This is a genomic window from Solirubrobacter ginsenosidimutans (assembly GCF_027587205.1).
Genome location: NZ_JAPDOD010000035.1, coordinates 39,490 through 65,764 on the forward strand (window position 1 = coordinate 39,490; position 26,275 = coordinate 65,764).

30 protein-coding genes are annotated in these 26,275 nt (G+C 69.4%); 27 read left to right on the forward strand and 3 right to left on the reverse strand.

Annotated elements, in window-relative coordinates:
• Nucleotides 1-10 precede the first annotated feature (10 nt).
• Entirely contained in the window at nt 11-1,393 is a 1,383-nt protein-coding gene (hydA, locus tag OM076_RS29965) for a dihydropyrimidinase (protein WP_270043808.1), read from the forward strand.
• Entirely contained in the window at nt 1,393-2,400 is a 1,008-nt protein-coding gene (locus OM076_RS29970; protein ID WP_270043809.1) for a TIGR03842 family LLM class F420-dependent oxidoreductase, read from the forward strand. Before hydA ends, OM076_RS29970 begins: the two co-directional genes overlap by 1 nt.
• Here the strand turns inward: OM076_RS29970 and OM076_RS29975 are convergent.
• Entirely contained in the window at nt 2,364-3,593 is a 1,230-nt protein-coding gene (locus OM076_RS29975; protein ID WP_270043810.1) for a Zn-dependent hydrolase, read from the reverse strand. The two genes, OM076_RS29970 and OM076_RS29975, sit on opposite strands and share 37 nt — an antisense overlap.
• 51 nt (nt 3,594-3,644) lie before the next feature.
• Between OM076_RS29975 and OM076_RS29980 the strand changes: the two genes are divergently transcribed.
• Nucleotides 3,645-4,373 carry a CARDB domain-containing protein gene (locus tag OM076_RS29980; protein ID WP_270043811.1) on the forward strand — a complete coding sequence of 243 codons (729 nt, stop codon included), beginning with the start codon at nt 3,645-3,647 and terminating at the stop codon, nt 4,371-4,373.
• Here OM076_RS29980 and OM076_RS29985 read toward each other — a convergent pair.
• A complete protein-coding gene (locus OM076_RS29985; RefSeq protein WP_270043812.1) occupies nt 4,357-5,145 on the reverse strand; it encodes an alpha/beta fold hydrolase in 789 nt (262 codons plus the stop codon). The genes OM076_RS29980 and OM076_RS29985 overlap by 17 nt on opposite strands.
• A 21-nt stretch (nt 5,146-5,166) precedes the next feature.
• Here OM076_RS29985 and rpmE point away from each other — a divergent pair, with 21 nt between their 5' ends.
• The 18 genes from rpmE (at nt 5,167) to OM076_RS30075 (ending at nt 21,186) form a co-directional block, all read left to right on the forward strand.
• Complete coding sequence (gene rpmE, locus OM076_RS29990; protein ID WP_270043813.1) at nt 5,167-5,379, forward strand: 50S ribosomal protein L31; 213 nt, start codon at nt 5,167-5,169, stop codon at nt 5,377-5,379.
• Nucleotides 5,380-5,501: 122 nt separating this feature from the next.
• Nucleotides 5,502-6,356 carry a DUF1385 domain-containing protein gene (locus OM076_RS29995; RefSeq protein WP_270043814.1) on the forward strand — a complete coding sequence of 285 codons (855 nt, stop codon included), beginning with the start codon at nt 5,502-5,504 and terminating at the stop codon, nt 6,354-6,356.
• Between the two features lie 19 nt (nt 6,357-6,375).
• On the forward strand, nt 6,376-7,425 hold the full coding sequence (gene prfA, locus OM076_RS30000) for a peptide chain release factor 1 (protein WP_372518094.1): 1,050 nt from the start codon (nt 6,376-6,378) through the stop codon (nt 7,423-7,425).
• Complete coding sequence (prmC, locus tag OM076_RS30005; protein ID WP_270043816.1) at nt 7,422-8,249, forward strand: peptide chain release factor N(5)-glutamine methyltransferase; 828 nt, start codon at nt 7,422-7,424, stop codon at nt 8,247-8,249. The genes prfA and prmC overlap by 4 nt, the downstream gene beginning before the upstream one ends.
• A gap of 13 nt (nt 8,250-8,262) precedes the next feature.
• Nucleotides 8,263-8,892 (forward strand): L-threonylcarbamoyladenylate synthase, encoded by a 630-nt coding sequence (locus tag OM076_RS30010; RefSeq protein ID WP_270043817.1) that lies wholly within the window; start codon nt 8,263-8,265, stop codon nt 8,890-8,892.
• A complete protein-coding gene (gene tsaD / locus OM076_RS30015; protein ID WP_270043818.1) occupies nt 8,879-9,886 on the forward strand; it encodes a tRNA (adenosine(37)-N6)-threonylcarbamoyltransferase complex transferase subunit TsaD in 1,008 nt (335 codons plus the stop codon). The genes OM076_RS30010 and tsaD overlap by 14 nt, the downstream gene beginning before the upstream one ends.
• Nucleotides 9,883-10,377 carry a tRNA (adenosine(37)-N6)-threonylcarbamoyltransferase complex ATPase subunit type 1 TsaE gene (gene tsaE, locus OM076_RS30020; protein WP_270043819.1) on the forward strand — a complete coding sequence of 165 codons (495 nt, stop codon included), beginning with the start codon at nt 9,883-9,885 and terminating at the stop codon, nt 10,375-10,377. The genes tsaD and tsaE overlap by 4 nt, the downstream gene beginning before the upstream one ends.
• Nucleotides 10,374-11,036, forward strand: coding sequence for a tRNA (adenosine(37)-N6)-threonylcarbamoyltransferase complex dimerization subunit type 1 TsaB (gene tsaB / locus OM076_RS30025; RefSeq protein WP_270043820.1), 663 nt, complete (start codon nt 10,374-10,376; stop codon nt 11,034-11,036). The genes tsaE and tsaB overlap by 4 nt, the downstream gene beginning before the upstream one ends.
• A gap of 23 nt (nt 11,037-11,059) precedes the next feature.
• The gene (locus tag OM076_RS30030; protein ID WP_270043821.1) at nt 11,060-12,361 is read left to right on the forward strand and encodes an AAA family ATPase; all 1,302 of its coding nucleotides are present in this window, start codon (nt 11,060-11,062) and stop codon (nt 12,359-12,361) included.
• Entirely contained in the window at nt 12,361-13,134 is a 774-nt protein-coding gene (locus OM076_RS30035) for a Sua5/YciO/YrdC/YwlC family protein (RefSeq protein ID WP_270043822.1), read from the forward strand. The genes OM076_RS30030 and OM076_RS30035 overlap by 1 nt, the downstream gene beginning before the upstream one ends.
• A gap of 97 nt (nt 13,135-13,231) precedes the next feature.
• A complete protein-coding gene (locus OM076_RS30040; protein WP_270043823.1) occupies nt 13,232-14,245 on the forward strand; it encodes a YncE family protein in 1,014 nt (337 codons plus the stop codon).
• A 19-nt stretch (nt 14,246-14,264) separates the two neighbouring features.
• The gene (gene glyA / locus OM076_RS30045; protein WP_270043824.1) at nt 14,265-15,548 is read left to right on the forward strand and encodes a serine hydroxymethyltransferase; all 1,284 of its coding nucleotides are present in this window, start codon (nt 14,265-14,267) and stop codon (nt 15,546-15,548) included.
• Nucleotides 15,549-15,570: 22 nt separating this feature from the next.
• The gene (locus OM076_RS30050) at nt 15,571-17,511 is read left to right on the forward strand and encodes a response regulator (protein WP_270043825.1); all 1,941 of its coding nucleotides are present in this window, start codon (nt 15,571-15,573) and stop codon (nt 17,509-17,511) included.
• Between the two features lie 61 nt (nt 17,512-17,572).
• The gene (locus OM076_RS30055; protein ID WP_270043826.1) at nt 17,573-18,733 is read left to right on the forward strand and encodes an MraY family glycosyltransferase; all 1,161 of its coding nucleotides are present in this window, start codon (nt 17,573-17,575) and stop codon (nt 18,731-18,733) included.
• 330 nt (nt 18,734-19,063) lie between these two features.
• Entirely contained in the window at nt 19,064-19,249 is a 186-nt protein-coding gene (locus OM076_RS30060; RefSeq protein ID WP_270043827.1) for a hypothetical protein, read from the forward strand.
• Nucleotides 19,250-19,304: 55 nt separating this feature from the next.
• Nucleotides 19,305-19,664, forward strand: a complete 360-nt coding sequence (locus OM076_RS30065) for a cupin domain-containing protein (protein WP_270043828.1) — start codon at nt 19,305-19,307, stop codon at nt 19,662-19,664.
• Nucleotides 19,661-20,572, forward strand: coding sequence for a hypothetical protein (locus OM076_RS30070; RefSeq protein WP_270043829.1), 912 nt, complete (start codon nt 19,661-19,663; stop codon nt 20,570-20,572). Before OM076_RS30065 ends, OM076_RS30070 begins: the two co-directional genes overlap by 4 nt.
• Nucleotides 20,542-21,186, forward strand: coding sequence for a type 1 periplasmic-binding domain-containing protein (locus tag OM076_RS30075; protein ID WP_270043830.1), 645 nt, complete (start codon nt 20,542-20,544; stop codon nt 21,184-21,186). Before OM076_RS30070 ends, OM076_RS30075 begins: the two co-directional genes overlap by 31 nt.
• Before the next feature lie 122 nt (nt 21,187-21,308).
• On the opposite strand, the gene OM076_RS30080 is transcribed toward OM076_RS30075, so the two are convergent.
• Nucleotides 21,309-21,740: an OsmC family protein gene (locus OM076_RS30080; RefSeq protein ID WP_270043831.1), complete on the reverse strand. Its 432-nt coding sequence runs from the start codon at nt 21,738-21,740 to the stop codon at nt 21,309-21,311.
• A gap of 265 nt (nt 21,741-22,005) precedes the next feature.
• Here OM076_RS30080 and OM076_RS30085 point away from each other — a divergent pair, with 265 nt between their 5' ends.
• From OM076_RS30085 to atpA, 6 genes are read left to right on the forward strand one after another with little or no spacing between them, the layout of a single operon-like run.
• Nucleotides 22,006-22,386 (forward strand): hypothetical protein, encoded by a 381-nt coding sequence (locus OM076_RS30085; protein ID WP_270043832.1) that lies wholly within the window; start codon nt 22,006-22,008, stop codon nt 22,384-22,386.
• On the forward strand, nt 22,383-23,273 hold the full coding sequence (gene atpB, locus OM076_RS30090) for a F0F1 ATP synthase subunit A (protein ID WP_270043833.1): 891 nt from the start codon (nt 22,383-22,385) through the stop codon (nt 23,271-23,273). The genes OM076_RS30085 and atpB overlap by 4 nt, the downstream gene beginning before the upstream one ends.
• Nucleotides 23,274-23,297: 24 nt before the next feature.
• Nucleotides 23,298-23,558 carry an ATP synthase F0 subunit C gene (atpE, locus tag OM076_RS30095; RefSeq protein WP_270043861.1) on the forward strand — a complete coding sequence of 87 codons (261 nt, stop codon included), beginning with the start codon at nt 23,298-23,300 and terminating at the stop codon, nt 23,556-23,558.
• Nucleotides 23,559-23,565: 7 nt separating this feature from the next.
• Nucleotides 23,566-24,117 (forward strand): F0F1 ATP synthase subunit B, encoded by a 552-nt coding sequence (gene atpF / locus OM076_RS30100; RefSeq protein ID WP_270043834.1) that lies wholly within the window; start codon nt 23,566-23,568, stop codon nt 24,115-24,117.
• A 2-nt stretch (nt 24,118-24,119) separates the two neighbouring features.
• A complete protein-coding gene (atpH, locus tag OM076_RS30105) occupies nt 24,120-24,650 on the forward strand; it encodes an ATP synthase F1 subunit delta (protein ID WP_270043835.1) in 531 nt (176 codons plus the stop codon).
• A gap of 27 nt (nt 24,651-24,677) precedes the next feature.
• Nucleotides 24,678-26,273, forward strand: a complete 1,596-nt coding sequence (gene atpA, locus OM076_RS30110) for a F0F1 ATP synthase subunit alpha (RefSeq protein ID WP_270043836.1) — start codon at nt 24,678-24,680, stop codon at nt 26,271-26,273.
• Nucleotides 26,274-26,275: the final 2 nt, after the last annotated feature.

Sequence of the window (26,275 nt, forward strand, 5' to 3'; positions counted from 1 at the left end):
GCCTTCGCGCATGAGTCGTCTCATCCGGGGTGGGCGGGTCGTCACCGCCACCGACGCGTTCGATGCCGACGTGCTGATCGAGGGCGAGTCGATCGCCGCGATCGGGACCGGCCTTTCGGCCGACGAAGAGATCGACGCCTCCGGCTGCCTGGTGCTGCCGGGGCTCGTCGACAACCACACCCACCTCTCGATGCCGTTCGGCGGCACCTGGAGCTGCGACGACTACGACACCGGCACCGCAGCCGCGGCCGCCGGCGGGACGACGTGCATCGTCGACTTCATCATCCAGTACGTCGGCGGGTCCCTGAAGGACGCGCGCGAGGAGTGGCACGGGCGCGCCGATGGGGCCGCGCACATCGACTACGGCTTCCACATGGCGATCACCGACGCCCAGCCGAACGTGATCGCCGAGATGGGCGACTGCGTGGAGCAAGGCATCACGTCCTTCAAGGTCTTCATGGCCTACAAGGGCGCGCTGATGGTCGACGACGAGCAGTTCCTCGCCGTGCTCGAGGAGACCGGCAAGACCGGCGGCCTGGTGATGGTCCACTGCGAGAACGGCGACGCGGTGGTGCGCTACCAGAAGGAAGCGATGGCGGCGGGCAACACCAGCCCCAAGTACCACGCGTGGTCGCGCCCGCCCGAGGTCGAGGGCGAGGCAACGGGGCGCGCGATCCGGCTCGCCGAGTGGACCAAGCGGCCGCTGTTCGTCGTGCACGTCACCTGCGAGGAGTCGGTGAACGAGATCCGCGCGGCGCGCGACCGCGGACTGCCGATCTTCGGCGAGACCTGCATCCAGTACCTCTACCTGACCGTCGACGATCTCGACCGGCCGGACTTCGAGGGCGCCAAGTACGTCTGCTCACCGCCGCTGCGCGAGGAGAAGAACCAGGCCGTGCTCTACCAGGCGCTGCGCCAGGGCGCGTTGCAGGGCATCTCGACCGACCACTGCCCGTTCAACTTCAAAGAGCAGAAGGAGCTCGGCCTCGGGGACTTCACGAAGATCCCGAACGGCCTGCCGGCGATCGAGCACCGGCTCACGCTGCTCTACGACCGGTCCGTGCGAGCGGGCCATATGAGCGTGGTGGACCTCGTGCGCCACGGGTCCTGGGGCCCGGCGCGGATCTTCGGACTCGACAAGAAGGGCGCGCTCGCGCCCGGCTTCGACGCCGACGTGGTCGTCTTCGACCCCGACGTCAAGCACACGATCTCGGCCTCCACCCACGTCATGAACGTCGACTACGACCCGTTCGAGGGTTGGGAGGTCCAGGGCAAGCCGCGCTTCGTGCTCTCGCGCGGCGAGACCGTCTACGCGGACGGCAAGGTCGTCTCGGAGCCCGGCCGCGGGCGCTTCGTCAAGCGCTCGATCTTCGAGCCGGCGGTGGCGAGCTGATGGGCTTGCAATTCGGCGTCACCGTCCTCCCCGACCCGCCGTACCAGCGGCTCGTCGAGCTGATCGTCAAGGCCGAGTCGCTCGGCTTCGACTCCGGCTGGACCTACGACTCGCCGATCCTGTGGCAGGAGCCGTACCCGCTGATCACGCTGCTCGCGGCGAAGACCTCGCGGATGCGGATCGGCATGTGCGTGACCAACCCGGTCACCCGCGAGCCGGCCGTCACGGCGAGCGCCCACGCGACGCTGCAGGACATCTCCGACGGCCGCATGGTGATGGGGATGGGGCGCGGGGACTCCGCGGTGCGGGTGATGGGGCGCCAGCCGACCAAGATCGCCGAGTTCGAGCGGCGGCTGCGGATGATCAAGGCGATGATGAACGGGCGCCCCGTGGAGTGGGAGGGCACCGAGATCCAGCTCAAGTGGGCGCAGGACAAGCCCGAGATCCCGCTCTACGTCGCCGCCTACGGACCACGGGCTCTGGGCGTGGCGGGACGGGTGGGAGACGGCGTGATCATCCAGCTCGCCGACCCCGCGATCATCGAGTGGACGATGGCCACGGCGCGCCGCGCCGCCGAAGAAGCCGGGCGCGATCCGGCGGCGTTGAAGTGCCTCGTATGCGCGCCTTCGAAGGTCTCCGACGACATCGCCGCCGCCCGCGACCAGGTCCGCTGGTTCCCCGCGATGGTCGGCAACCACGTCGCCGACATCGTCCGCGTGCACGGCGAGACGTCCGACATCCCGCGCGAGCTGACCGACTACATCAAGGGCCGCGATGCCTACGACTACAAGGACCACTCGCGGGTGGGCGCGGCGCACGGCTCGTTCGTGCCGGACGAGATCTGCGATCGCTTCTGCGTGATCGGCTCGGCCGCGCAGTGCGTGGAGAAGCTGCGCGGCCTGCAGGCGATCGGCGTGGACGAGTGGATCGTCTACCTGATGACCGAGGGCCAGGACGAGACGCTCGAGGCCTACGGCGCGGAGATCATCCCCGCGGTCAACTCGTAGAGGCGGCCGTAGGCGCGGAGGGCGATGCGCAGATCGTCCTCCGGCGTGTCCTCCAGCGGTGAGTGGCTGACGCCGTTGGTCGAGCTCGAAAAGACCATGACGGTCGGGTAGCGGCGCGCGACCTCGGCGGCGTCGTGCAGGGCGCCGGACGGGAGCCGCGGCGGGTCCTCGTCGCCCGTGATCTCGCCCACGGCCTGGGCGGCGAGGTCGACGAGCCTTGCGTCGAACGGGATCGGGTCGATCTGCCAGATCCGCTTCCACTCGACCTCGACGCCCTCCTCGTCGCCGATCCTGGCCGCGGCCGCCTTGACGTCGGCGAGCATGTCGACGAGTTGCTGCGGCGTGAACGCCCGCTGGTCGAGCGTGACCTCGCAGACCCGGTTGATGATGGTGGGGATGCCGGGGTCGGCGGTGACGGTGCCGACCGTGGCGACGCCGCCGCGCTCGATCGCGGACTCGCGCGCCGCGAGCCCGAACCGGGCGGCGGAGAGGAACGCGTCGTGGCGCAGGTTCATCGGTGTGCTGCCCGCATGGCTGGCCTTGCCGGTGAAGGTGATGCTGTGACGCTCGACGCCGAAGCAGCCGATCACCGCCGCCGCGGGCTTGCCCGCCTCCTCCAACCGCGGGCCCTGCTCGATGTGCAGCTCGAGGTAGGCGGCGATCTCCGGCAGCTCGGCCGCGCCCATCGTGTCCAGGTCGATGCCGTTCTCCTTCAGCGCGTCCGGGAGCGCGATGCCCTGGTTGTCCTTCAAGCCGCGGACCGCCTCGGGGTCGAGCGTTCCCGCCGCGGCGGATGAGCCGAGCAGCGAGCGCCCGAACCGCGCGCCCTCCTCGTCGGCCCAGTCGACCAGCTTCAACGTCACCGCGGGCGTCGAGCCCTTGTGCGCGCGAAGGACCTCGACCGCCGCGAGGATGCCGAGACAGCCGTCGAGCCACCCGCCGTGCGGCACCGCGTCGATATGCGAGCCGACGACGACGATCTCGTCGCGCTCGCCGGGGATCGTCGCCCACAGGTTCCCGGCGACGTCGCGCTCCACCGTCGCGTCGGTCTCGGCCAGCTTGCCGAGCAGCCACTCGCGCGCCCCGCGCCAGTCCTCGCTCCACGCCAACCGCCGCGCGCCGTCGGGTCCACCCGTCAGCTCCGCCAGCTCGTGCAGGTCCTTGAGCGGACGCTCCCAGTCGAAGTCAGGCATGCGCGGGACGATAGGCGCAACTCCGGTGCGTGTGCGGGGTTCTTTGGTCGCATGATTCGCTGGGGGCGCATCATCGGGGTCTCGGTTGCCCTTTTCGGCCTGCTCGCCGCGGGTGCGCAGGCGCGCGCGCCGCAGCTCACCTACGGCAAGGCGACCCTCGTCAGCTGCATGAAGGACACGCGGCAGGCGACGTTCGAGGGCCAGGTGCGGGTGTTCAAGGCCGCGCCGAGGATGCAGATGCGCTTCACGCTGCAGGCGTTCACGCCCGACGACTCGCGCTGGCGCAAGCTCGACGTCCCGAACTTCGGCGAGTGGATCACCGCGCCTGCAGGCCTCGGCAAGTACACGTACGACAAGACCGTGCAGGACCTGCTCGCGCCCGCGAGCTACCGGGCGGTCGTCGACTTCCGCTGGCGCGACCGGCGCGGGAAGACGATCCGGACCGAGCGGGCGATCTCCCCGCTGTGCAAGCAGCCCGACGCGCGGCCGGACCTCGTCATGCGCAGCGTGACGTTCGACGACGGGTCCTACGTCGGCATCGTCTACAACCGCGGCCGTGAGGCGGCCGGCCCGTTCGGCGTCGCCTTCCTCGTCGACGGCACCATGATCGCGACGGTCGACGTCTCCGGGCTCGCTCCGCAGACGCCGGTGACCGTGATGACGCCGGCGCCGGCGGGATCGGCATGCGCGGCGGGCACGCCGATCCAGGCCGTCGCCGACTCGCGCTCGGAGGTCGACGAGGCCGACGAGGAGAACAACGCGTTCAGCTCGTTCTGCTGAGCCAGCCGGCGACGGCGGTCCAGTAGCTCTCCGGGTCCTCGGCGAAGGGGAAATGCCCGCCTTCGACGAGCAGCAGCTCGCCGTTGGGTGCCGCATCGGCGATCCGCCGGGCGAACGGCGGCGGGAACGGGCGATCGTGGGTGCCGCCGATCGCCAGCACGGGCTTCTGCGTCGCCGTCAGCGCCGGGAGCGCGTGCAGGTCGCCCCAGTCGCGCAGGTGATGCGCCTCGGGCGAGAAGACCACGTCGGCCAGCATCGGCGAGATGTCCTGGCTCGAGAACAGCGGGAGCTGTTCCAGCCACACCGCGCGGCACTCCTCGGCCGTCTGCACCGTCTTCTCGTTCGCGAACGCGACGCGGATGCGGGCGGCGACGTCGTCCGGGAGCCCGAAGAAGGGATCGAACTCGACCGGCCCCTCCTCGTCGACGTCGGTGCAGGCCAGGATCAGGCGCGCCGCCGCGTCGGGGAACGAGACGAGGTGCTGCGCCGCGACGTGGCCGCCGAACGAGTGGCCGTAGAGCGTCCAGTCGCGCAGGCCGAGCGAGTCGGCGAGGCCCTGGACGGCCTCCGCCTGCGCCGCGAGGGTCCACTCGGTCGCGGGGGAGCGGCCGTTGCCGGGGAGGTCGGCGAGGATGACCCGGTGGCCCGCGGCCGCGAGCCGCTCTACGCCGGGCAGGAAGACCGATCCATCAAGCCCCGGACCAGGGTGAAGGAGGACGATCGGGGAGCCTTCGCCGAGCTCGGCGAAGTGCAGTGGGGAGGGCTGGTACACGCGCCTACAATAGGAGGAACCATGAAGACCGAAATCCACCCCGAATACGCGGTCGCCAACGTTCGATGCACCTGCGGTAACGAGTTCACCACCCGTTCCACCAAGGGCGACATCCACGTGGAGATCTGCTCCAACTGCCACCCGTTCTACACGGGCAAGCAGAAGCTCGTCGATACCGGCGGACGCGTCGAGCGCTTCCAGCGCAAGCTCGCAAAGTCTGGCGCACGTAAATAGCGCCCCGCCGTGGTTGAAGTTCGCGCGCCGGGCTGCCGATCACTATGTGAGTGAGCAGCCCGGAACAGCGCGATGCCCCCGTCGGCGGTCAAGCCGTCCTCGAGGGAGTGATGATGCGTGGCGTGTCCACCTGGTCGGTGGCCACCCGCAAGGACGGCGAGATTGCCGTCGAGTCCCACCCCGTCGTCTCCTGGACCCGCCGCAGCCGTGCGCTGCGCTGGCCGGTGATCCGTGGCGTCGTCGCCCTCGGGCAGTCGATGTCGATCGGCTTCAAGGCCCTGGAGATCTCCGCCAACGCCCAGGCGCCGGAGGATCAGGAGCCGATCACCAAGCGCCAGTGGGGGCTGACGATCGTCGCCGCGCTCGTGCTCGCCGTCGGGCTGTTCTTCATCGTCCCGGTCGTCCTGACCAGCCTGATCAAGGGCTGGCTCGGCTCCTCGGTGCTGTTCTGGCTGGTCGAGGGCTGCGTGCGCACCGCGATCTTCCTCGGCTACCTGACGCTGCTCTCGCGCCAGAAGGACCTCAAGCGCCTGTTCCAGTACCACGGCGCCGAGCACAAGGTCATCTCCTGCTACGAGGCGGGTCTGCCGCTCACGCCCGCCAACGCGCAGGGATTCTCGCGGCTGCATCCCCGCTGCGGCACGAGCTTCCTGCTCGTGGTGATGATCGTCGCCATCTTCGTCTTCGCCCCGGTCGGCCTGCCGGCCTGGTACATCCTGCTCGCGACCCGGGTGATCGGCGTGCCGCTGGTCACCGGCCTCTCCTTCGAGGTCATCAAGTTCGCCGGGCGCAACCGTGGCCGCGCCTGGGTCCAGCTGATCATCTGGCCGGGCATGCAACTGCAGAAGCTCACGACCCGCGAGCCGGACGACGAGCAGGTCGAGGTCGCGATCACCGCTTTGGAAGCCGTGCTGGCCGTCGAGGACCCGCGCGCGGCGTCCGCCGAGGACCGGGTGGGGGTCGAAGTAGCCGCCTAGACTCCTGGACGTCATGTCCATGATCGAGTCACTGGTCGAGCAGATCGAAGCGCGCTTCACCGAGGCGCAGGCGCAGATGGGCGATCCCGACGTGATCGCCGATCGCCAGCGCTACGCCGACGCCGGCCGCGCCTTCAACCACCTCGCGCCCGCCGCCAAGCTGGCCGAGGAGTGGCGGCTCGCGGTCAACGACGCCGAGGGCGCGGAGGAGCTGCTCGCCGAGGGCGAGGACCCGGAGATGCGCGCGGAGCTCAACAGCGCGCGCGAGCGGATCGAGCGCCTCGAAGAGGAGATCCGGCTCGCGATGGTCGAGCGGGACCCCAACGACGACAAGAACGTGATCGTCGAGATCCGCGGCGGCGCGGGCGGCGACGAGGCGGGCATCTGGGCGGGCGACCTGTTTCGCATGTACCAGCGCTACGCCGAACGGCTCGGCTACAAGGCGGAGACGATGGAGGCCGGCGATGGCTCCTACACCTTCGAGGTCAAGGGCGACGGCGCGTACTCGGTCTTCAAGTTCGAGGGCGGCACCCACCGCGTCCAGCGCGTGCCCGAGACCGAGTCCCAGGGCCGCATCCACACCTCGACGGCGACCGTCGCGGTGCTGCCCGAGGTCGAGGACGTCGAGGTCAACATCAATCAGAACGACCTGCAGATCGACGTCTATCGCTCCTCCGGGCCGGGCGGGCAGTCGGTCAACACGACCGATTCGGCGGTCCGGATCACGCACAAGCCGAGCGGCATCGTGATCTCGATGCAGGACGAGAAGTCCCAGCTGCAGAACCGCGAGCGGGCGATGAAGCTCCTGCGCGCGAAGCTGTATGAGGCCGAGCTGCAGAAGCAGCAGGCGGAGCTCAGCGCCGAGCGCAAGTCCCAGGTCGGCACCGGCGACCGCGCCGAGAAGATCCGCACCTACAACTTCCCGCAGCGGCGCATCACCGACCACCGCATCAACTTCAGCGTCCACAACCTGGACCAGGTGCTCGCGGGCGAGCCGGACGAGCTCACCTCCGCGCTGCAGGACGCCGAGAAGCGACGCCGGCTGGAGGACCAGGCCGGCGGCGCATGACGCGGCGCCCGCTCGCTTCGACGACGGTCCGCGAGGCGCTCGATTCGGCGCTGATCGCGTTGTCGGCCTCGGGCGTCGAGACGCCGCGGCTGGACGCCGAAGTGCTCCTGGCGCACGCCTTGGGCGTGGACCGGGGGATGTTGATCGCCTACCCGGACCGCGACCTGACGGGTGAGCAGGCGCGCTGGTTCATCGACGCGTCGCGACGCCGGCGGATGCGGGAGCCGGTCGCCTACATCACGGGTTTCAAGGGCTTCCGGCGGCTGGATCTGCAGGTCGACCGGCGGGTGCTGATCCCGCGCCCCGAGACCGAGCATCTCGTCGAGGCGGCGCTCTCGCTGCCCGTGGGTGCGCGGGTGGCCGACGTGGGGACCGGCTCCGGCGCGGTCGCGCTCGCGCTCAAAGACGAGCGGCCGGACCTGATCGTCTTCGGAACCGACGTCAGCGCCGACGCGCTCGACGTCGCCCGGTCCAATGCCGCGCGGCTGGGCCTCGACGTCTCCTTCGTGCACGGCAACCTGACCGCGGGGCTCGAGGTCGACGCCGTCGTCTCCAATCCGCCCTACGTCGAGCAGCACGCGGCGCTCGCGCCGGAGATCACGCAGTACGAACCCGCCCTGGCTCTGTACGGCGACATCGACGGCCTGTCCGTGATCCGGATGCTGGTCAAAGACGTCCGCGCGCCGTTCCTCGCACTCGAGCACGGGCAGGGTCAGGCGGACGCGATCGGAGAGCTCGCGCGCGCCGCCGGCTTCGTGTCGATGGAGCGCGTGAGAGACCTGGCGGGCATCGAGCGGGTGCTCGTGGCGCAGCGGGCTCGGTAACCTGCTCGCCGTCGTGCTCCGCGCTGCCCTGAATGACCTGGAACTGGAGAAGCTGGTCGAGCAGACTGCCGAGGTCATGCGCAACGGCGGCGTCGCGCTTGTGCCCACCGACACCGTCTACGGCCTCGCCTGCGATCCGCGGCATCCCGGCGCCGCAGCCGAGATCTTCCGCCTCAAGGACCGGCCCGCGGACGTGCGCCTGCCGGTGATCGTCACCGGGCTCGCCCAGGCGGCGACGCTCGGCGTCGAGTGGACCGCGGCCGCGGCCGCCCTGGCCGACGCGTTCTGGCCCGGACCGCTGACGATCGCCGTCGGCGTCGACCCGGAGGCCACCGATTGGCTCAGCGGCCGGGTCGAGATCGGGCTGCGTGCTCCCGCGAGCGACCTGGCCCTCGGTCTCGCCGAGACGCTGGGCCCGTTCCTGATGACCAGCGCCAACAGGCATCGCCACGACACGCCCGGTACGCTCGACGAGGCGCTCGGCGAACTCGCCGGCCAGCCGGGAATCGCCGTCGACGGCGGCCCGCTCTCGGTCGTCTCCTCGACCCTGGTCAACGTCAACCTTCCCGTGCCGATCATCGAGCGCGAGGCGGCCGTCCCCGCCGCGGACGTCGAACGAGTCCTGGCCCGTGTCAGCGCCTGAGCGGCTGCTCGCCATCGAGACGTCCTGCGACGAGACGGCAGCCGCGGTCGTGCGCCGCGACGGCACGGTCGAGTCCTCGATCATCCACAGCCAGATCGATATGCACGCCGAGTGGGGTGGGGTCGTCCCCGAGCTCGCGAGCCGCGAACACGCGCTGTGGATCGTCGGCGTCATCGACCACGCGCTCTCGACCGCGGGCGTGACCGCGGCCGACCTCTCCGCGCTCGCCGTGACCGTCGGGCCGGGGCTTCCCGGCTCACTGGCCGTGGGCGTGTCGGCCGCCACGTCGCTCGGGCTCGGCTGGAATCTGCCGGTCGTGGCCGTCAACCACCTCGAAGGCCATCTCTTCTCCGCCGAACTGGGCGAGAAGCCGGTCGAGTACCCGGCCGTGATCCTGCTCGTCTCGGGCGGGCACTGCATGCTCGTCCACGCGCCCGAGCGCGGGGAGTACCGCCTACTCGGCCAGACGCGCGACGACTCCGTCGGCGAGGCCTACGACAAGATCGCCCGCGAGCTCGGGCTCGGCTACCCGGGCGGGCCCGTGCTCGACCGCCTCGCGGCCAAGGGCGATGACCGCTATGCCTTCCCGCGCCCGCTGGCCGCGCAGGGCTACGACTTCTCGTTCTCGGGGTTGAAGACCGCGGTGCGCCGTCGCGTGGAGGCCGGCGCCTTCGACCTCGAGGACCTCGCCGCCTCCTTCGCCGCCGCCTGCTGCGACGTGCTGCTGATCAAGCTGCTGCGCGCCATCGAGGAGTGCGGCCCGAAGAGCGCGGTGGTCGTCGGCGGCGTCGCCGCCAGCCCGATCCTGCGCAACCGGCTGCAGGCCGAGATCCCGCCGCTTGGCGTCGAGCTGATGCTCGCCCCGCTGAAGTACGCCACCGACAACGCCGCCATGATCGGCGCCGCTGCCTGGTGGCACCTCGAGCGCGGCGACGCCGCCGGCCCCGCCCTGGGCATCCACCCGCGCCTCGCGCTACTGTCCGCCGGCGGATGAGCATGGAGCAGTTGCAACAAGCGGTGATCACCACCGCCGGCGCCGAGGAGACGGACGCTTTCGCCGCCGCCGTCGGGCAGCTCACCGAGTCGGGCGACGTGATCCTGCTCAACGGCGGGATCGGCTCCGGCAAGACCGTGTTCGCCAAGGCGATCGCGCGGGCCATCGGCGTCCAGCAGGTGGTCACGAGCCCGTCGTTCGTCGTCCATGCCGCCTACGACGACGGCCGCCTGCCGTTCAACCACTTCGATCTCTACCGCCTCGATGCGCGCTACGAGGCCGACGAGCTGCTGATCGGCGAGTACGCCGACGGCGCCGTGACCGTCATCGAGTGGGCTGACCGCTTCGACGTCGTCGACCCGCCGTATCTCCGGATCGAATTCGAGCTCGGCGACGGCGACGACGACCGCCGCTTGACGCTCACTTACGCCGGCGCGGAGTGGGAACGCCGGTGGCTGCGCCTGCAGCAACTGGTCAGCGCGGCCCGGTGACCCCGGTCCTACCCGCACTCGCGGTCGACGCGTCGACCCGCTTGCTCAGCTGCGCCCTCCACACCGCCGAGGGCACTATCGAGAGGCAGGCCCGCGCGAACGCCGTCGAAGCGCTGGCGCCGATGACGGATCGGCTGCTGGAGGCGTTGGACCTCAAGCCCTCCGACCTCGGCCTGATCGTCGTCGGCATCGGCCCGGGCTCGTTCATCGGCACCCGCAGCGCGGTCACCTTCGCCAACGTCCTCTCCTACGCCGGCCAGACGCCGATGGCGACCGTGTCCGGCCTGGACTCGATCGCCGCCGAGGTCGCCGCCGACGAGGATCGTCTCGTCGTCGCGATCGAGGCCGGCCGTGGCCGCGTCTACGCCGCCGACTACGTCAGCACCGCCGGAGTGCTGGCCCGAGGCGGGGCACCGCGCACGCTCGAAAACCAGGAGTTGCGCGCATTCATCGCCGGCCTTTCCGGCCCGGTCCGCCTCTACGGACAGGGCTTCACCGCGTTCGACGCGCTCGAAGGCACGGTCCTGGCTCGTCACTCGGGCGTGTTCCCGACCGCCGGCGCGCACCTGCGCCTGCAGACGACGCACCCGGAGCTCCTCGAGCCGTGCGGCATTGGCGCCGCGGTCGCTCAGTACTCCAGCCGCGATAGCGCGCCGTAACTCCAAACCGTAGAGTCCGCCAGGTGGACTGGCTCGATTTCGGATTTCGCAGCAATCCGTACGACTCGTCGGAGCTCCCTGCGAGCGAGGTCGGCCACAAGTTGCTCGTCGGTCGCGACGCACAGTTGCGGCAGTTGAAGGAGCAACTGAAGTCAAGCGCGAACGTCGTGGCAGTCGAAGGCGCCTACGGCGTCGGGAAATCGAGTCTGATCGCGGTCGCCCAGCACGCGCTCGAAGAGGAGTTCCCGATGGGGCGAGGACAGCAGCTGTTCCTGTCCGCGTCCAAACCCTTCCAGCTGCAGACGGACACCGGACCGACGGCGTTCAGGCACGAAGTGCTCTATTCCGTGGCGAACGCCTTGACCACGCACCGCGAGCGACTCCGGGAAGCCGGCCTCGCGAACTCCGGCATCGAGACGATCGGCCGCTGGCTGACGGCTCCCGAGGTCCGCGGCAAGGGCGGCGGGCTCACGACTCCGTTCGGCGGAGGCACCTTCAACATGACATCAGGTCCCAATACGAGTGACGGCTTCAAGCAGGAGGGCTTTCCCGAGCGTGTCGAGGCGTGCCTGCGCGAGTGCTTCCCGAGTCGTCAGCAGGGCGGTGTCATCTGCGTCATCGACAATCTCGAGGTGCTCGACCTGTCCTCGACGCGGACGCTGCTCGAACAGATTCGCGATCCGCTGCTGAGGAAGGCCGGACTGTGCTGGGTGCTCTGCGGCGCTCCCAGAACGGTCCGCGACGCGGCGTCGTCGCAGCGGCTGCACGGCATCGTCCGCACGCCGATCGAGATCGGTCCGATCGAGGCACCGTTCGTCGGCGAGGTCGTCGGACGTCGCCTGGAGGTCTACGCGCAGGAGGATTCGAACTACACGCCGGTGGAGCCGGACGGGTTCCTCCGTCTCTATGGCGCGGTCAATCGCCATCTGCGCGAGGCGCTCGTCGCCTGCGAGCGATACAGCGAGTGGCTGGACGCTCGCGAGGACTGGCCTGAGTCCCCGGCGGACAAGAGCCAGTTGCTGCGGAAGTGGCTCGCGCTCGAGGCCGACAACCATCTCAGCGCCACGCGAGACCCGGGGGATCGTGCGTGGAGGCTGTTCGATGAACTGGCGCAGGAGCCCGACGGCATCGCTTCCTCGAGCGACTTTCGCGCGCTGGGCTTCAAGTCACCCGACGCCATGCTCAAAGAGATGCAGGAGCTCCAGATGGCCAACCTCGCCGGCCCGGCGATGGGGGAGGACCCCAGCCGAGACGAGACCATCGAGATGACGCCGCAAGGCCGGATGGTCCGGATCGCCCGGCTCGGCATCGAGAAGGTCTTCTGATGGCGATCGAACCGATCATCGAGGTCGAACGTGGCGCACGACTCGGGCGCGAGCAGCTCAAAGTCGTCAAGAAGGCGCTGGCGGGCGCCAACGGATTGTGCATCCTGCCGTCGGACACGGCCTATTCACTCGCCTGCTGCCCGACTGAGAATCACGTCACCGACGACATCGATCGCATCCTCGATCGGAAGAACCTCGAGATGTCGCTCGCCGTCGGGTCGCTCCAGATGGCGAGGGCGGTCGCGGAGATCAGCCCTCGCGGAGGGCATTTCATGGAGGCGTTCGTCCCGGGCCCGCTGACGTTCGTGGCGCCGATCAGAAAGCCACGCCTGCCGGCGCTCGCCGGACGCGATCGCGTGGCGCTCGGGCCGGTCATGCTCAGCCACAAGTTGCGAGGACGCAGACGGCTCGGGATCCGGCTCACCGAGAGCGTCATCGAGACCCAGACGTCGGAGGCGCTGGACTTTCCGGTCACGACCTGTGCGATCCGCGCTGCCGACGGCACGCCCCTGACGGAGTTCGACGCATCGTGTCGGCGCGTCGCCGAAGGCGCCGCGCAGGTCGGCTACGAACGGCCGATCGTGGCCGTCCGGAGTGAGATTCCCCCCACGCGAGGCCACAGCACGGTGGTCGTCGAATGCACGTTCGAGGACCTGCCGGCGCTGTGGGTCAAACGCGTGGGCGCCATCAGCTTCGACGAGATCGAGGAGGTCGGTCTCCGTCTGGCTTACCACCGGGTCTTCCGGCCCGACGAGCCGCCCGAGGGCGGCTGACACCACGGCGATACTGGCGCGAGGCGCTCGCTCTGTGACAAGCCGGAACCTCTGACGCCTCACAGACGTAGAGGAGATGTCAGAGAGAGGAGCGGCGATGCGACGTTCATGGGTGATCGCGGTGTGTGCGGCGGGGCTGGTGGCCCCGGGGAGCGCTCTCGCCGCCGGTGGGCCGGTCCCGCCGGTCCAGGGCGGCCAGGGGATCAGCACGACCGGATCCCCGGTGAGCTACGTCGCCGTCGCCGCGGGCGGCAACACGCGCATCGAGCGGCGAGAGGGCGGCACGGTCCAGCGTGGTCGCGTGCTCGACGGCCACTACGGCGTGCCGGGCGCCGCCTACGACGGCTCGACGACCGGGCTCTCCGCGGACGGCCGGACGCTCGTGCTCGCCCGGATCACGCGCACCTACCCGCCGAAGTCCACCCGCCTGCTCGTGCTCGACACGCAGACCCTCGCCGTGCGCAACCGCATCAACCTGCCCGGCTTCCTCGCCGTCGACGCGATCTCCCCCGGCGGCGCGACGCTCTACGTCCTGCGCTACCGAAACGCGAACCTCGTGCACTACGACGTCCTCGCCCTCGACGTCCCGTCCGGCCAACTCCGAGGCAAGCCGATCATGGACCCGCGCGAGCCCGACGAGAAGATGGGCGGCATCCCGCTGGCGCGGACGATGAGCGCCGACGGCCGCTGGGCCTACACGCTCTACACCGGCGAAGAGAACTTCGTCCACGCGCTGGACACCGAGACGGCCCAGGCGCGCTGCATCGACCTCCCGGCCGGCGATTTCTCCAGCGCGGGGCTGCGGCTGGACGGCAACCGGCTGCACGTCGGCGCCGCGGCGACGATCGACCTGCAGACGTTCGCGCTCGCGACGGCCCCCGGCGTCGCCACCCCGACCCCCACACCCACGCCGCGGGCCACTCCCACACCCGCTCCCGCCAAGGACGACGGGGGCGTCACCTGGCCGGCGATCGCGCTCGGCGTGGCCGTCCTCGGCGGCCTGGGACTGCTCGCCCGCCGGCTGCGCGCCCACCCCGCCGCGGAGCCGCTCGAGGTCGAGATCTCACACCACGTGGATGCCGACCGAACCCGCGAGAAGGCGACCCACTGATTCGCTACCGTCAGGTGTTATGACCGCCCTGCAGCCCGACTACTTCGACCGTCCCCTTGCCGAGGTCGACCCCGAGGTGGCCGAGGCCATCGGCCACGAGGTCGAGCGCCAGCAGCGCACCCTGGAGATGATCGCTTCAGAGAACTTCGTGCCGCAGGCCGTGCTCGAGTGTCAGGGCTCCGTACTGACCAACAAGTACGCCGAGGGCTACCCGGGCAAGCGCTACTACGGCGGCTGCGAGTTCGTCGACGTCATCGAGCAGCTGGCGATCGACCGCGCGAAGTCGCTCTTCGGCGCCGAGCACGCCAACGTCCAGCCGCACGCGGGCGCGCAGGCCAACACGGCGGTCTACCACGCGCTGCTTCAGCCGGGCGACCGGATCATGGGGCTCAGCCTCCCGCACGGCGGCCACCTCAGCCACGGCATGAAGATCAACGTCTCCGGCCGGCTGTACGACATCGTCCCGTACGAGGTCAGCCCTGAGGACCACCGGATCGACATGGACGAGGTCGAGCGCCTGGCCAAGGAGCATCGCCCCAAGCTCCTGCTCGCCGGCTGGTCGGCCTACCCGCGCGTCCTGGACTTCCCGCGCTTCCGCGAGATCGCCGACGAGGTCGGCGCGCTGCTGATGGTCGACATGGCCCACTTCGCCGGCCTCGTCGCCGCGGGCGTGCACCCGAGCCCGGTCCCGTACGCCGACGTCGTCACGAGCACCGTCCACAAGACGCTCGGCGGCCCGCGCTCCGGCGTGATCCTCTGCCGCGAGGAGTACGCGAAGAAGATCAACTCCGCGGTCTTCCCGGGTCAGCAGGGCGGCCCGCTCGAGCACGCGATCGCCGCCAAGGCCGTCGCGTTCAAGATCGCTGCCTCGGAACTGTTCAAGGAGCGCCAGGAGCGCACCGTCGCCGGCGCCCAGGCGCTGGCGGAGGAACTGCTCCCCGCCGGTGTCAACGTGCTGACCGGTGGCACCGACGTTCACCTGGTCCTCGTCGACCTCCGCGACTCCGAGCTCGACGGCCAGCAGGCCGAGGATCGCCTGCACTCGATCGGCATCACGGTCAACCGCAACGCGGTGCCGTTCGACCCGCGCCCGCCGATGGTGACCAGCGGCCTGCGCGTCGGCACGCCCGCGCTGGCGACCCGCGGGCTCCAGAACGACGACTTCCACGAGGTCGGCAAGATCATCGCCCGCGCGCTGCAGCCGGACTTCGAGGGCGCGCGCACCGAGCTCGCCGACCGCGTGACGGCGATCGTCGATCGCTTCCCGCTCTACGCGCATCTGGGCACCCCCGCCACGGTGTAGAGATACGCTCACGGCGTTGGCCGTGAGCGGAAGCGAAGATCACGAGCGCAGGGCCCTGTCGCGGCTGACGCTGCTGGCCCGGGTCGGGGAGATCCTCGGGTCGGGCCTGCACCGGCAGGACACGCTGCACCACGTCGCGGAACTGCTGGCGCCCGGCCTGGCGACCTGGTGCATCTTCGACGTCGCCGACCTGGAGGGCGTGCTCACCCACCGCGTGAGCGTCCCCGCGGACGCGCCGCTGCGCGCCGACGCGCCGCACGGGCCCGCGATCGTCATGCGCACCGGCGAGCCCGAGCTGGTCACCGACGCCGAGCGCTTCGGGCTGCGCTCGATGCTGTGCGTGCCCCTCATCAGCGGCGAGCACATCCTCGGCGCGCTCACGCTGCTGTCCGTCGAGCAGCGCTACACGGCGTTCGAGCTCGAGCTCGCGGGGGAGATCGCGCGCCGGACCGCGGCGGCCATCCAGGTGCAGCGCTCGGCCGAGCGCTACCGGATGCTGTTCGAGGCCAGCCCGATGCCGATGTGGGTCTACGACGCCGACACGCTCGCGTTCGTGGCCGTCAACGACGCCGCGATCCGCCACTACGGCTACTCGAGAGACGAGTTCCTGCGCATGCGGATCACGAACATCCGCCCGCAGGAGGACGTCCCGGCGATGCTCGAGGACGTCAAGGCCCGTGGCGGGCCCGGCTCGCCGAACGCGAAGGTCTGGCGCCACGTGCGCAAGGACGGCTCGCTGATCTCGGTCGAGGTGACCGCCGGCCGGATCACGTTCGAAGGGCGCAAGGCCGCGCTCGTGCTCGCCCACGACGTCACCGAGCGCCTGCGGCTCGAGGCGCGGCTGGCCGACGCGGAGAAGATGGAGGCGATCGGGCGCCTCGCCGGCGGCGTCGCCCACGACTTCAACAACCTGCTGACCGTGATCGCGGGCTACGCCGAGATCCTCGAGCATCGCGACGGGGGTGAGGAGGCCGCGGAGATCTCCCGCGCCGCCGCCCAAGCCGCCGCGCTCACGCACCAGCTGCTCGCCTTCAGCCGCCGGCAGGTGCTGCACCCGCGCGTCATCGACCTCAACGGGATCGTCGCCGGGATGGAGTCGATGCTGCACCGGATCATCGGCGACGACGTCAGCGTCGGCATCCGGCTGGCCCCCGACCTCAAGCCGGTCGAGGCCGATCGCGCGCAGATCGAGCGCGTGATCCTCAACCTCGCCGCCAACGCCCGCGACGCGATGCCCGACGGCGGCGTCCTGACGATCGAGACCGCCAACGTCGACATCGACGAGGCGCAGGTCATCACCCACGGCGACGGCTCGCAGGGCCCACACGTCCTGCTCGCGGTCTCCGACACCGGCGAGGGGATGGACGAGGACGTCGCCAAGCACCTGTTCGAGCCGTTCTTCACCACCAAGGAGCCCGGCGCCGGCACGGGCCTGGGGCTGGCGACCGTCTTCGGCGTGGTCAAGCAAAGCGGCGGCGGCATCTACGTCTACAGCGAGCCCGGCCGCGGCAGCACCTTCAAGATCTACCTCCCGGCGGCGACCGCGGTGCCCGAGCCGGTCGCGCCCAGCGCCGACCGCGACGCGGGCCGGGGCTCGGAGACGATCATGGTCGTCGAGGACGACGACGGCGTGCGCGAGCTGGTTCGCCTGATGCTCGAGGCCAACGGCTACGAGGTGCTGACCGTCGGCAGTGCCGCCGAGGCCGAGCACCTGTGCAACTCACGCGCGATCGATCTGCTGCTGACCGACGTCGTGATGCCGGAGGTGAGCGGCAGCGCCCTCGCCAAGCGCCTCGCCGCGCTCGCGCCCGATATGCGCATCCTCTTCATGTCCGGCTACTCGGACGAGGCCGTGGTCCGCCACGGCGAGCTGAGCGAAGCCGCCGCGTTCCTCGAGAAGCCGTTCACCGAGCGCGCGCTCGCGCACAAGGTGCGCGAGGTCCTCGACCGCGACGGCTCGTAGCGCCGCCAACACCTCTTGACGTCGAGTTGTCGGCTCGTCCTGCGATCCTGTCCGGCCAGTCATGGTGACCAAGGCCGTCCTCGCCGCGCTGGTCGCGTTCGCCGTGGCAGCAGCGCTCACGCCGCTCGTGGCCAAGTTCGCGGAGCACATCGGCGCGGTCGACGGGAACAAGGAGCGCGGGCTGGGCAAAGGGGGCATCCCGTTGCTCGGTGGCCTGGCGATCTTCGCGGGCGCGCTCGTCGCGGGCCTGATCTTCCTGCCCGACAACCAGCGCACCGAGGGCATCCTGGCCGCGGCGGCGCTGATCACGATCGTGGGCGCGCTCGACGATATCTACGAGCTCAACCCGGCGTACAAGCTGGCGGGCCAGATCGCGGCGGCGGTGGTCCTCGTCACTAGCGGCGTCCAGGTGGACGCGTTCACGTTCCCGTTCGTGCATCGCGTCGACCTCGGCGACCTCGGCGGCCCGCTGACCGTGTTCGCGCTCGTGCTGCTGATGAACGTCGTCAACTTCTCCGACGGCATCGACGGCTTGGCCGCGGGCGTGTGCGCGATCTCGGCGGTGGCCTTCTCGATCATCGCCTTCGATCTGGGCCGTAACACGGCCGGGATCCTCGCCGCGATCGTCTGCGGCGCCTCGCTCGGGTTCCTGCTCTTCAACTTCAACCCGGCCTCGATCTTCATGGGCGACTGCGGGTCCAATCTGCTCGGGCTGTTACTCGGCGCGGTGATCATCGAGGGCTCCCTGAAGACCAACGCGTTGATCGCGCTCGTCGGGCCGCTGGTCGTGCTGGCCGTGCCGTTCCTGGACACGGGCTTCGTCGTGGCCAAACGCCTGAAGTACCGCCGCGTCCCGTGGCAGGGTGACTCGAACCACTTCCACCACCGCTTCCACCGGATCGGCTTCTCGCAGCGTCGCGCCGTGCTCTACCTCTACGCGTGGACGCTGATCATGGCCGGCGACGCCGTCGCGCTGCGCTTCATCCCGTACTCCGAGCGCTCCGGCCATCTCAACGCGGGCTGGGCGACGCTGATGGGCCTGCTGCTGCTGCTGGGCGTGGCGGCCAGCTTCTACCTCGTATACGTGCTCGAGATCCTCAAGCTCCGGCGGCTGCGCGCCTGGCAGTTGCGCCGCGAGGACCCGGACACGTCCGAGCACGAGATCGACGCGCAAGTCCAGCGCGAGCTCGAGACCGGCGAGTTCCGGTCGGTCGCGAAGTAAGAGGATTCAAACCGCGTAGTGGTGCTAGCCGCACTAGCGCGGGCGCCGGTGTGACTGGTACCTTTCTCGCGCACTGAAATTACGACGGCCATTTTGCCGAGGAGGTGAGCAGGAAAGTGAAGACGAACGCGATGCACTCGGTGGGTTTCCTGCCCACGCTCGGCGTGCCCGTCACGCCTACCTGCTCGCGCCCTAGTAACTAAGGCTGGTCGCGGGCAGTCCTAACTGCCGCCCGCGACCCTTTCGAGCACAAAGAGTCCGTCTTTTCCCCTCGCGATGATTCGTGGGCGGCTCCTCAACACCATCACCACAGGAGCCACAATGCATTCGTTGAACCACGCCATTCTGGGCCACACCGTCGCGACTGAGCGCGCCGGCCGCCCGATGACCCGTGCGATAAAGCCGGGGCGCCCCGAGCGCCCGCCCAATACCCCGTTCCGGGGCCGGATCGCCTTCGCGACCGGCCGCCTGGCGCGGCGCCTGGACCACGAGATGGCCCGCCGCGCCGTCATCTGAGGAACCTGAGCTTCGGCGGGGTCGGATCGCCGACCCCGCCGATACCCTCGTGCGCGTGCAAAAAGTGCGTCTCGAGGACCGTGAGTCGTTCATCACCGCCGACGGATCGTCGATCCGCGAGCTGGCGGGCATCCCGAGCGGCAACGCGATCAACCAGTCGCTGGCCGAGGCGACGGTCCCCCCGGGCGGTGAGACGGTCGAGCACTTCCACCGCACCTCGGAGGAGATCTACTACTTCGTCGCCGGTGCCGGGCGCATGCGGCTCGGCGCGCAGGAGGACGACGTGCGCGCGGGCGACACGGTCGTGATCGCCCCGGGCCTGGCGCACAAGCTCTTCAACCCCGGTGCGGAGCCGCTCGTCCTGCTCTGCTGCTGCTCGCCTCCGTATTCCGACGAGGACACCGTCCTCCTGTGAGGGCGGTCATCGCGGCGCTGCTGCTGTCGCTGTGTTTCACGGCGACGGCGCAGGCCAAGGACACCGGTCCGCTGATCGGCATCGGCGAGCAGCACCCGCAGATCTTCGGTGACGAGGCCTTCGAGCCGCTCGGCATCAAGGACACCCGCTTTGTCGCCTCCTATGACGCGCTCGAATCCGACGCCGACCGGGCCGAGCTCGACACCTACCTGCTCGACGCGCGCGCCGCGAACGTCCGCGTGCTGCTCAGCTTCGGTCACTCGCGCGACCCGCTGAAGGCCCACACCGCCCCCTCGGTCAAGCGCTTCGAACGCGAGGTGATCAAGTTCCGCGCGCGCTATCCGTGGATCCGCGACTACGTGACGTGGAACGAGGCCAACCACTGCAGCCAGCCGATCTGCAACAACCCCAAGCGCGCGGCGCAGTACTACCTCGCGCTGCGCAAGCACTGCAGCGGCTGCCGGATCGTCGCCGCCGACCTGCTCGACGGGTCCAAGCTCACGCAGTGGGCCAAGGCGTTCCAGAAGGCCGTCGGGCATCGCCGCGTCCTCTGGGGCCTGCACAACTACATCGACGCGAACCGGTTCCGCACGCGCGGCACGAAAGCGCTGCTGCGGACGGTCAAGGGGGACATCTGGTTCACCGAGACCGGCGGGATCGTCAAGCGCGTCAACGAGAACAAGGTCAAGCTCCCGGAGTCGACCCGCCACGCGGCGCAGGCCACGAGCTACGTCTTCAAGCTCGCCGCGCTCTCGCCGCGCATCAAGCGGGTGTACTTCTACCACTGGTCCCCGGCGCCGACGCCCAACCCCACCTGGGATTCCGCGCTCGTGGACAAGCACGACCGTCCCCGTCCCGCCTACGAGGTGCTCTACACATGGCTGGTCAAGCACGGCATCGCGCGCTAGTCGCCGTTCTCGGCGCGCTGGCGCTCGCACTCGCGGGTTGCGGCGCGAGCAAGGACGAGGGCATCTCGGGCGGCGGCAAGGTCATCGGCCGGACCGTCACGGTCTACTCGCTGACCAACGACCCGGGTGGAGCGGGCCGCTCCTACGTCGACGCCGAGAAGCTGGCGCTCCAGGAGGCGGGCGGGCGCGCCGGGTCGCTCGCGGTGAACTTCACCTCGCTCGATCTCGGCGGCGCGGACGACAAACTGCAGGCCCAGGCCGCCCGCCGCGCGATCAGCGACCCGCAGATCATCGCCGCGATCGTCGACGCCACGACCGTGACCGTCCCGCTCTTCAACGCCGCGGGCATCCTCCAGGTCGCCCCGGCCGGCGAGGCGGCGCTGATGCGCGACCCGCAGGCGCTCCCGTCCGGCAAGCGCACCGGCGACGCGCTGGCGCCAACCGCCGACTCGCCCACGTTCAAGGCGCGTTTCCGCGCCGAGTTCGGCCGCGACCCGGCGCCCTCGGCCGAGGCCGGCTACACGGCGATGCAGCGCGTGCTGAAGGCGATCGGCGACGCGGGTGCGGCCGGCAACGACCGCAACCGCGTCATCGACGCCTACTTCGCAACCTAAACCCCACCTAAGGGGTCTGGCCCCTTATCTTCCGCTTAGGTACGGATCGGCGCAGTAACCGGCTCTACGCCGTGCTTCGGCACATAAAGACCACCTAAGGGGTCTGGCCCCTTAGGTTCGCTTTAGGATTCGAAGGTCGTCTCGAGGGTGATCTCGGGGACGGCGGCGAGGGCCTTCGAGAGCGGGCAACCCTCCTTCGCGCCCTGGGCGGCGGCGGCGAAGCCGTCCGCGTCCAGGCCCGGGACCTTGCCGGTCACCGAGAGCGCGATCTTCGTGATCCCGAAGCCACCCTCGACCTGCGCGACGGTCACGTGCGCCTCGGTGGCGAGCGACTCCGGCGGCGTGCCCGCCTGCGTCAGGCCCACCGACAGCGCCATCGTGAAGCAGGACGCGTGTGCGGCGCCGAGCAGTTCCTCGGGGTTCGTTCCGGTCCCGCTCTCGAAGCGGCCGGAGAAGTTGTAGGGCGAGTCCAGCACGCCCGTCTCGGTCGAGACGGTCCCGCCGCCTCGCTTGAAATCGCCTTGCCAGTCGGCCTTCGCGGTGCGTGTCGGCATCGGTTCCTCCCAGGGGTCGGACTACGTCCTGCGCACTGTATGGCTAGGGTTCGCGCGACGTCGTGCCGAGGACACGACGGCGGCACTCATCTGCCGTTCAGCGGCGTCCGCTAGTCGCGGGTGTCACAAAGTTGTTACAAAGTCGCGAAAGCCGCTACACTGGCGCCCGCCGCACCGGCCGGGGAGTTTTCTGTCCCTCCCGCCGCGCGATTCCGCGCGGGGATGGTCTGGTACGGCGCGTCAGCCTGCCATGAGCTCTACCACGATGCCCACTTCCGATCCCCTGATCTTCGTCCGCTACATGGATGTGATTCTCGTCGTCCTCGCGGCGCCGTTCGTGATCCTCATGGGCGGGCCGGTGCTGGGGTATCTGGTTGGCGGGGGCGCGTGGATCGTGACCCGCATCCTGGGCGCCGTCATCGAGCGTCAGGCCCGCGGTCACAGTGCCAAGGCGCAGGTCGGCTGGAACTTCGGTGCGCTGATGGGGCGCGCCTGGGTCCTCGGAATCGCCATCCTCGTGGTCGGCTTGGCCGGCGAACGGGAAGACGGTCTTATGGCGGCGCTGCTCGCGCTCGTCGCGTTCACGGTCTACCTGGCCACCACCTTGATCCTGCCCCGCCCGGAGAGGAACACGCCCAGCTCATGAGCCAATCCCGGAAGATCCTCTTGTGGGCGTTCGGCGGCTACCTGCTGCTGACCGTACTCGCGTTCATCGTCTTCGGCTCGGCCGGCAAGAACGAGGAGTTCAAGCCGCAGAACGAGTTCAACCTCGACACCTGGATCAACCTTCCGGGGTCGTTGGACATCAACAAGGCGATCCTCTACCTGTTCCTCGCGGCGATCCTGACGTGCTTCACGATGGTCTACGTCGCGCGCCGGATGCAGACGCGGCCGAACCGGATCCAGACGGCCGTGGAGTTCCTCTTCGGCGTGATGCGCGACAACATCACGCGCGGGAACATGGACGACAAGATGGCGGCGAAGTGGTTCCCGTTCATCGGGACGCTCTTCCTCTTCATCTGGTTCTCGAACCTGATCGGCTTCATCCCGCTGCCGACCTCGCACGAGAAGTTCTCGCTCTTCGGCCTGGAAATCCCGACGTTCGCCCTCTATGCGGCGACGGCCAACGTGTCGGTGCCGCTGGTGCTCGCCCTGATCGTGTTCATCGCGTACACGGGTGAGGGCATTCGCGCCAAGGGCCTCGGCGGCTACCTCAAGAGCCTCATCCCGGCGGGCGTCACCGGCGCCATGGCGGGCTTCATCTTCGTCCTCGAACTGCTGTCGAACTTCATGCGGATCATCTCGCTCTCCGTACGTCTGTTCGCCAACATGCTCGCCGGGCACCTGATCATCTTGTTCATGTCCGGCGGTCTCGCAGTCCTGCTCGGACTCGCCGGCATCGGGGTCTTCCTGCTCCCGCTCGGCTTGATCCTCTACCTGTTCGAAGTCGGTCTCGTGGCGACGCTTCAGGCGTTCATCTTCGCGACCCTGTCCGCGATTTATCTCGGCGGCGCGGTCGCCGAATCCCACTAGAAGGAGAGCATCCCAGTGTTCAGCATGATCCTGAGCTTCATCTTCGCCGCTGTGGACGATGGTCAGGCTGCAGGCCGTGCCATCGCCCTGGGCGTCGGCGGCGGCCTCGGCGCGGTTGGTGCCGGTGTGGGCATCGGCATCATCTTCGGCAAGGTCATCGAGTCCGTTACTCGCCAGCCCGAGATGCGTGACGAGATCACCTCTATCCAGTGGCTCGGCTTCGCCCTCACCGAAGCCTGCTTCTTCTACGGCCTCGTGGCGGGCCTGATCGCCTTCTTCCTCTAGGAACGCGATGAACTTCCTGCTCGCAGCCGAGGAGGAGAGCGGCAACCAGCTCGTCAGCCCCGTCGTGGGCGTGATGATCTGGACGCTGATCATCTTCGGCATCACCCTGGTCATCCTCTGGAAGGTCGCCTTCCCGCGGATCGCCGAGGCGCTGGACAAGCGCCAGAAAATGATCGAGGACTCGATCGACTCGGCCGAGAAGGTCAAGCGCGACGCCGACGAGCTGCTGCGGGAGTACCGCGAGCGGCTGTCCGACGCGCGTGGCCAGGCGGACGAGATCGTCGCCCGCGCCCGCCGCACGGCGGAAGCGGCCGAGAACGAGACCATCGCCGAGGCGCGCGCCAAGCGCGAGGAGATGATGGATCAGACCCGCCGCGACATCGAGGCCGAGACGCGTCGCGCGATCCAGCAGATCCGCGCCGAGGTCGCCGACCTGACGGTGCTCGCGACCGAGAAGGTCACGCGTAAGTCGCTCGACACCGCCGATCAGAAGCGGCTCGTCGATGAGGCGCTCGCCGAACTGGACTTCGCCGCCCTCGCCCACGAGGAGCGCCGCTAGTCATGGAGGAGATCGCCGCGGTCTACGCCCGTTCGCTCTTCGAAGTCGCACAAGAGCAGAACAAGCTCGACACGATCCGCGAGCAACTCGGCCAGTTTGCCGACGCGCTCAGCGACAACCGCGAGCTGCAGGTGTTCTTCTTCTCGCCCTACTTCTCGACCACCGAGAAGGAGGACGGACTCGATCGCGCGGTCTCCGACGCTGAACCGATCCTCGTCAACTTCCTCAAGTTGCTGATCGAGAATCACCGTACGCCGGTGATCTTCCGCGTCCGCCGCGTGGTCGACGAGCTCTGGCAGCAGGAGAACAAGCTCCTGCCGGTCACGGTCACCTCGGCCGTGGCGCTGGACCAGGCCACCGTCAGCCAGATCGGCGATCGCATCGCCGAGCAGACCGGCCGCAAGGTCGAGCTGTCGGCGATCGTGGAGCCCGACATCCTCGGCGGGCTGGTCGTCCGGGTGGGCAACTCCATCCTGGACGCCTCGATCCGCAACCGCCTCGAACAACTTCGCAAGCAGGTGGCCCGCGCGTAGTCGCGCCGGCCTCTAAGGAGAACCTTCGTGCAGATCAAGCCCGACGAGATCACCAGCATCCTGAAGTCCCGCATCGAGAACCTGGATGCCGGCCAGGCCGACCTGACCGAGGTCGGCACCGTCCTCTCGGTCGGCGACGGCATCGCCCGCATCCACGGCCTCGAGAACTGCATGGCCTTCGAGATGCTGGAACTGCCGCATGACGTGGTCGGCCTCGCGCTGAACCTCGAGTCCGACAACGTCGGCGCCGTGCTGTTCGGCCCCTGGGAGCACATCTCCGAGGGCGACACCGTCAAGCGCACGAACCGCCTGCTCGAGATCCCGGTCGGCGACGCGCTGCTGGGGCGCATCGTCTCCCCCCTCGGCCAGCCGCTGGACGGCAAGGGCGAGATCAACACGGAGCAGACCCGTCCGGCCGAGTTCAAGGCCCCGGGCGTCGTCCAGCGCCAGCCGGTCAAGGAGCCGATGCAGACCGGCCTGAAGGCCGTCGACGCGATGATCCCGATCGGCCGCGGCCAGCGCGAGCTGATCATCGGCGACCGCCAGACGGGCAAGACGGCGATCGCGATCGACACGATCATCAACAACAAGGACTCCGGCGTCATCTCGGTCTACGTCGCGATCGGGCAGCGCATGTCCACGGTCGTCGGCCTGGCCAAGACGCTCGAGGACGCGGGCGCGCTGGACTCCACGATCATCGTCGCCGCGCCGGCCGACGAGGCCGCGCCGATCAAGTTCATGGCGCCGTACGCCGGTTGCGCCATGGCCGAGCACTTCCTCTACAACGGTGGCCATACGCTGGTCGTCTACGACGATCTCACCAAGCACGCGTACGCCTACCGCCAGATGTCGCTGCTGCTGCGCCGCCCGCCGGGGCGCGAGGCCTACCCGGGCGACGTCTTCTACCTGCACAGCCGCCTGCTCGAGCGCGCGGTCAAGCTCAACGACGAGCTGGGCGGCGGCTCGATGACCGCCCTGCCGATCATCGAGACGCAGGCCGGCGACGTGTCGGCCTACATCCCGACGAACGTGATCTCGATCACCGACGGCCAGATCTTCCTCGAGCCGAACCTCTTCAACTCGGGCGTGCGCCCGGCCATCAACGTCGGCATCTCGGTGTCGCGCGTGGGCGGCAACGCGCAGATCAGCCCGATGAAGAAGGTCGCCGGCCGCCTGAAGATCGAGCTCTCGCAGTTCCGCGACCTCGAGGCCTTCGCCCAGTTCGGCTCCGACCTCGACCCGGACACCCAGCGCACGCTGGCCCGCGGCGAGCGGCTCGTGAAGATGCTCAACCAGAACGAGCGCGACCCGCTGGCCGTCGAGGATCAGGTGGCGGTCGTGTACGCCGCGACCAACGGCTTCCTGGACCGGATCAACTCCGACCGCGTCGCCGAGTTCAACGTCGCGCTCGTCGAGCGCCTGCACGCCGACGCGGCTGAGACGCTGGCGAAGGTCAAGGGCGGCGACTGGTCCGACGACACCCAGGGCGCGCTGCGCTCGTCGATCGAGCAGTTCGTCGACGACTTCGGCTACGACCTCGACGAGGACGGTCACCCGCTCTCCGCCGAGGACGAGCTGCGCGCCGACGAGGGTCGCAAGCAGCCGGTCGGGGCGGAGGCCTAGCC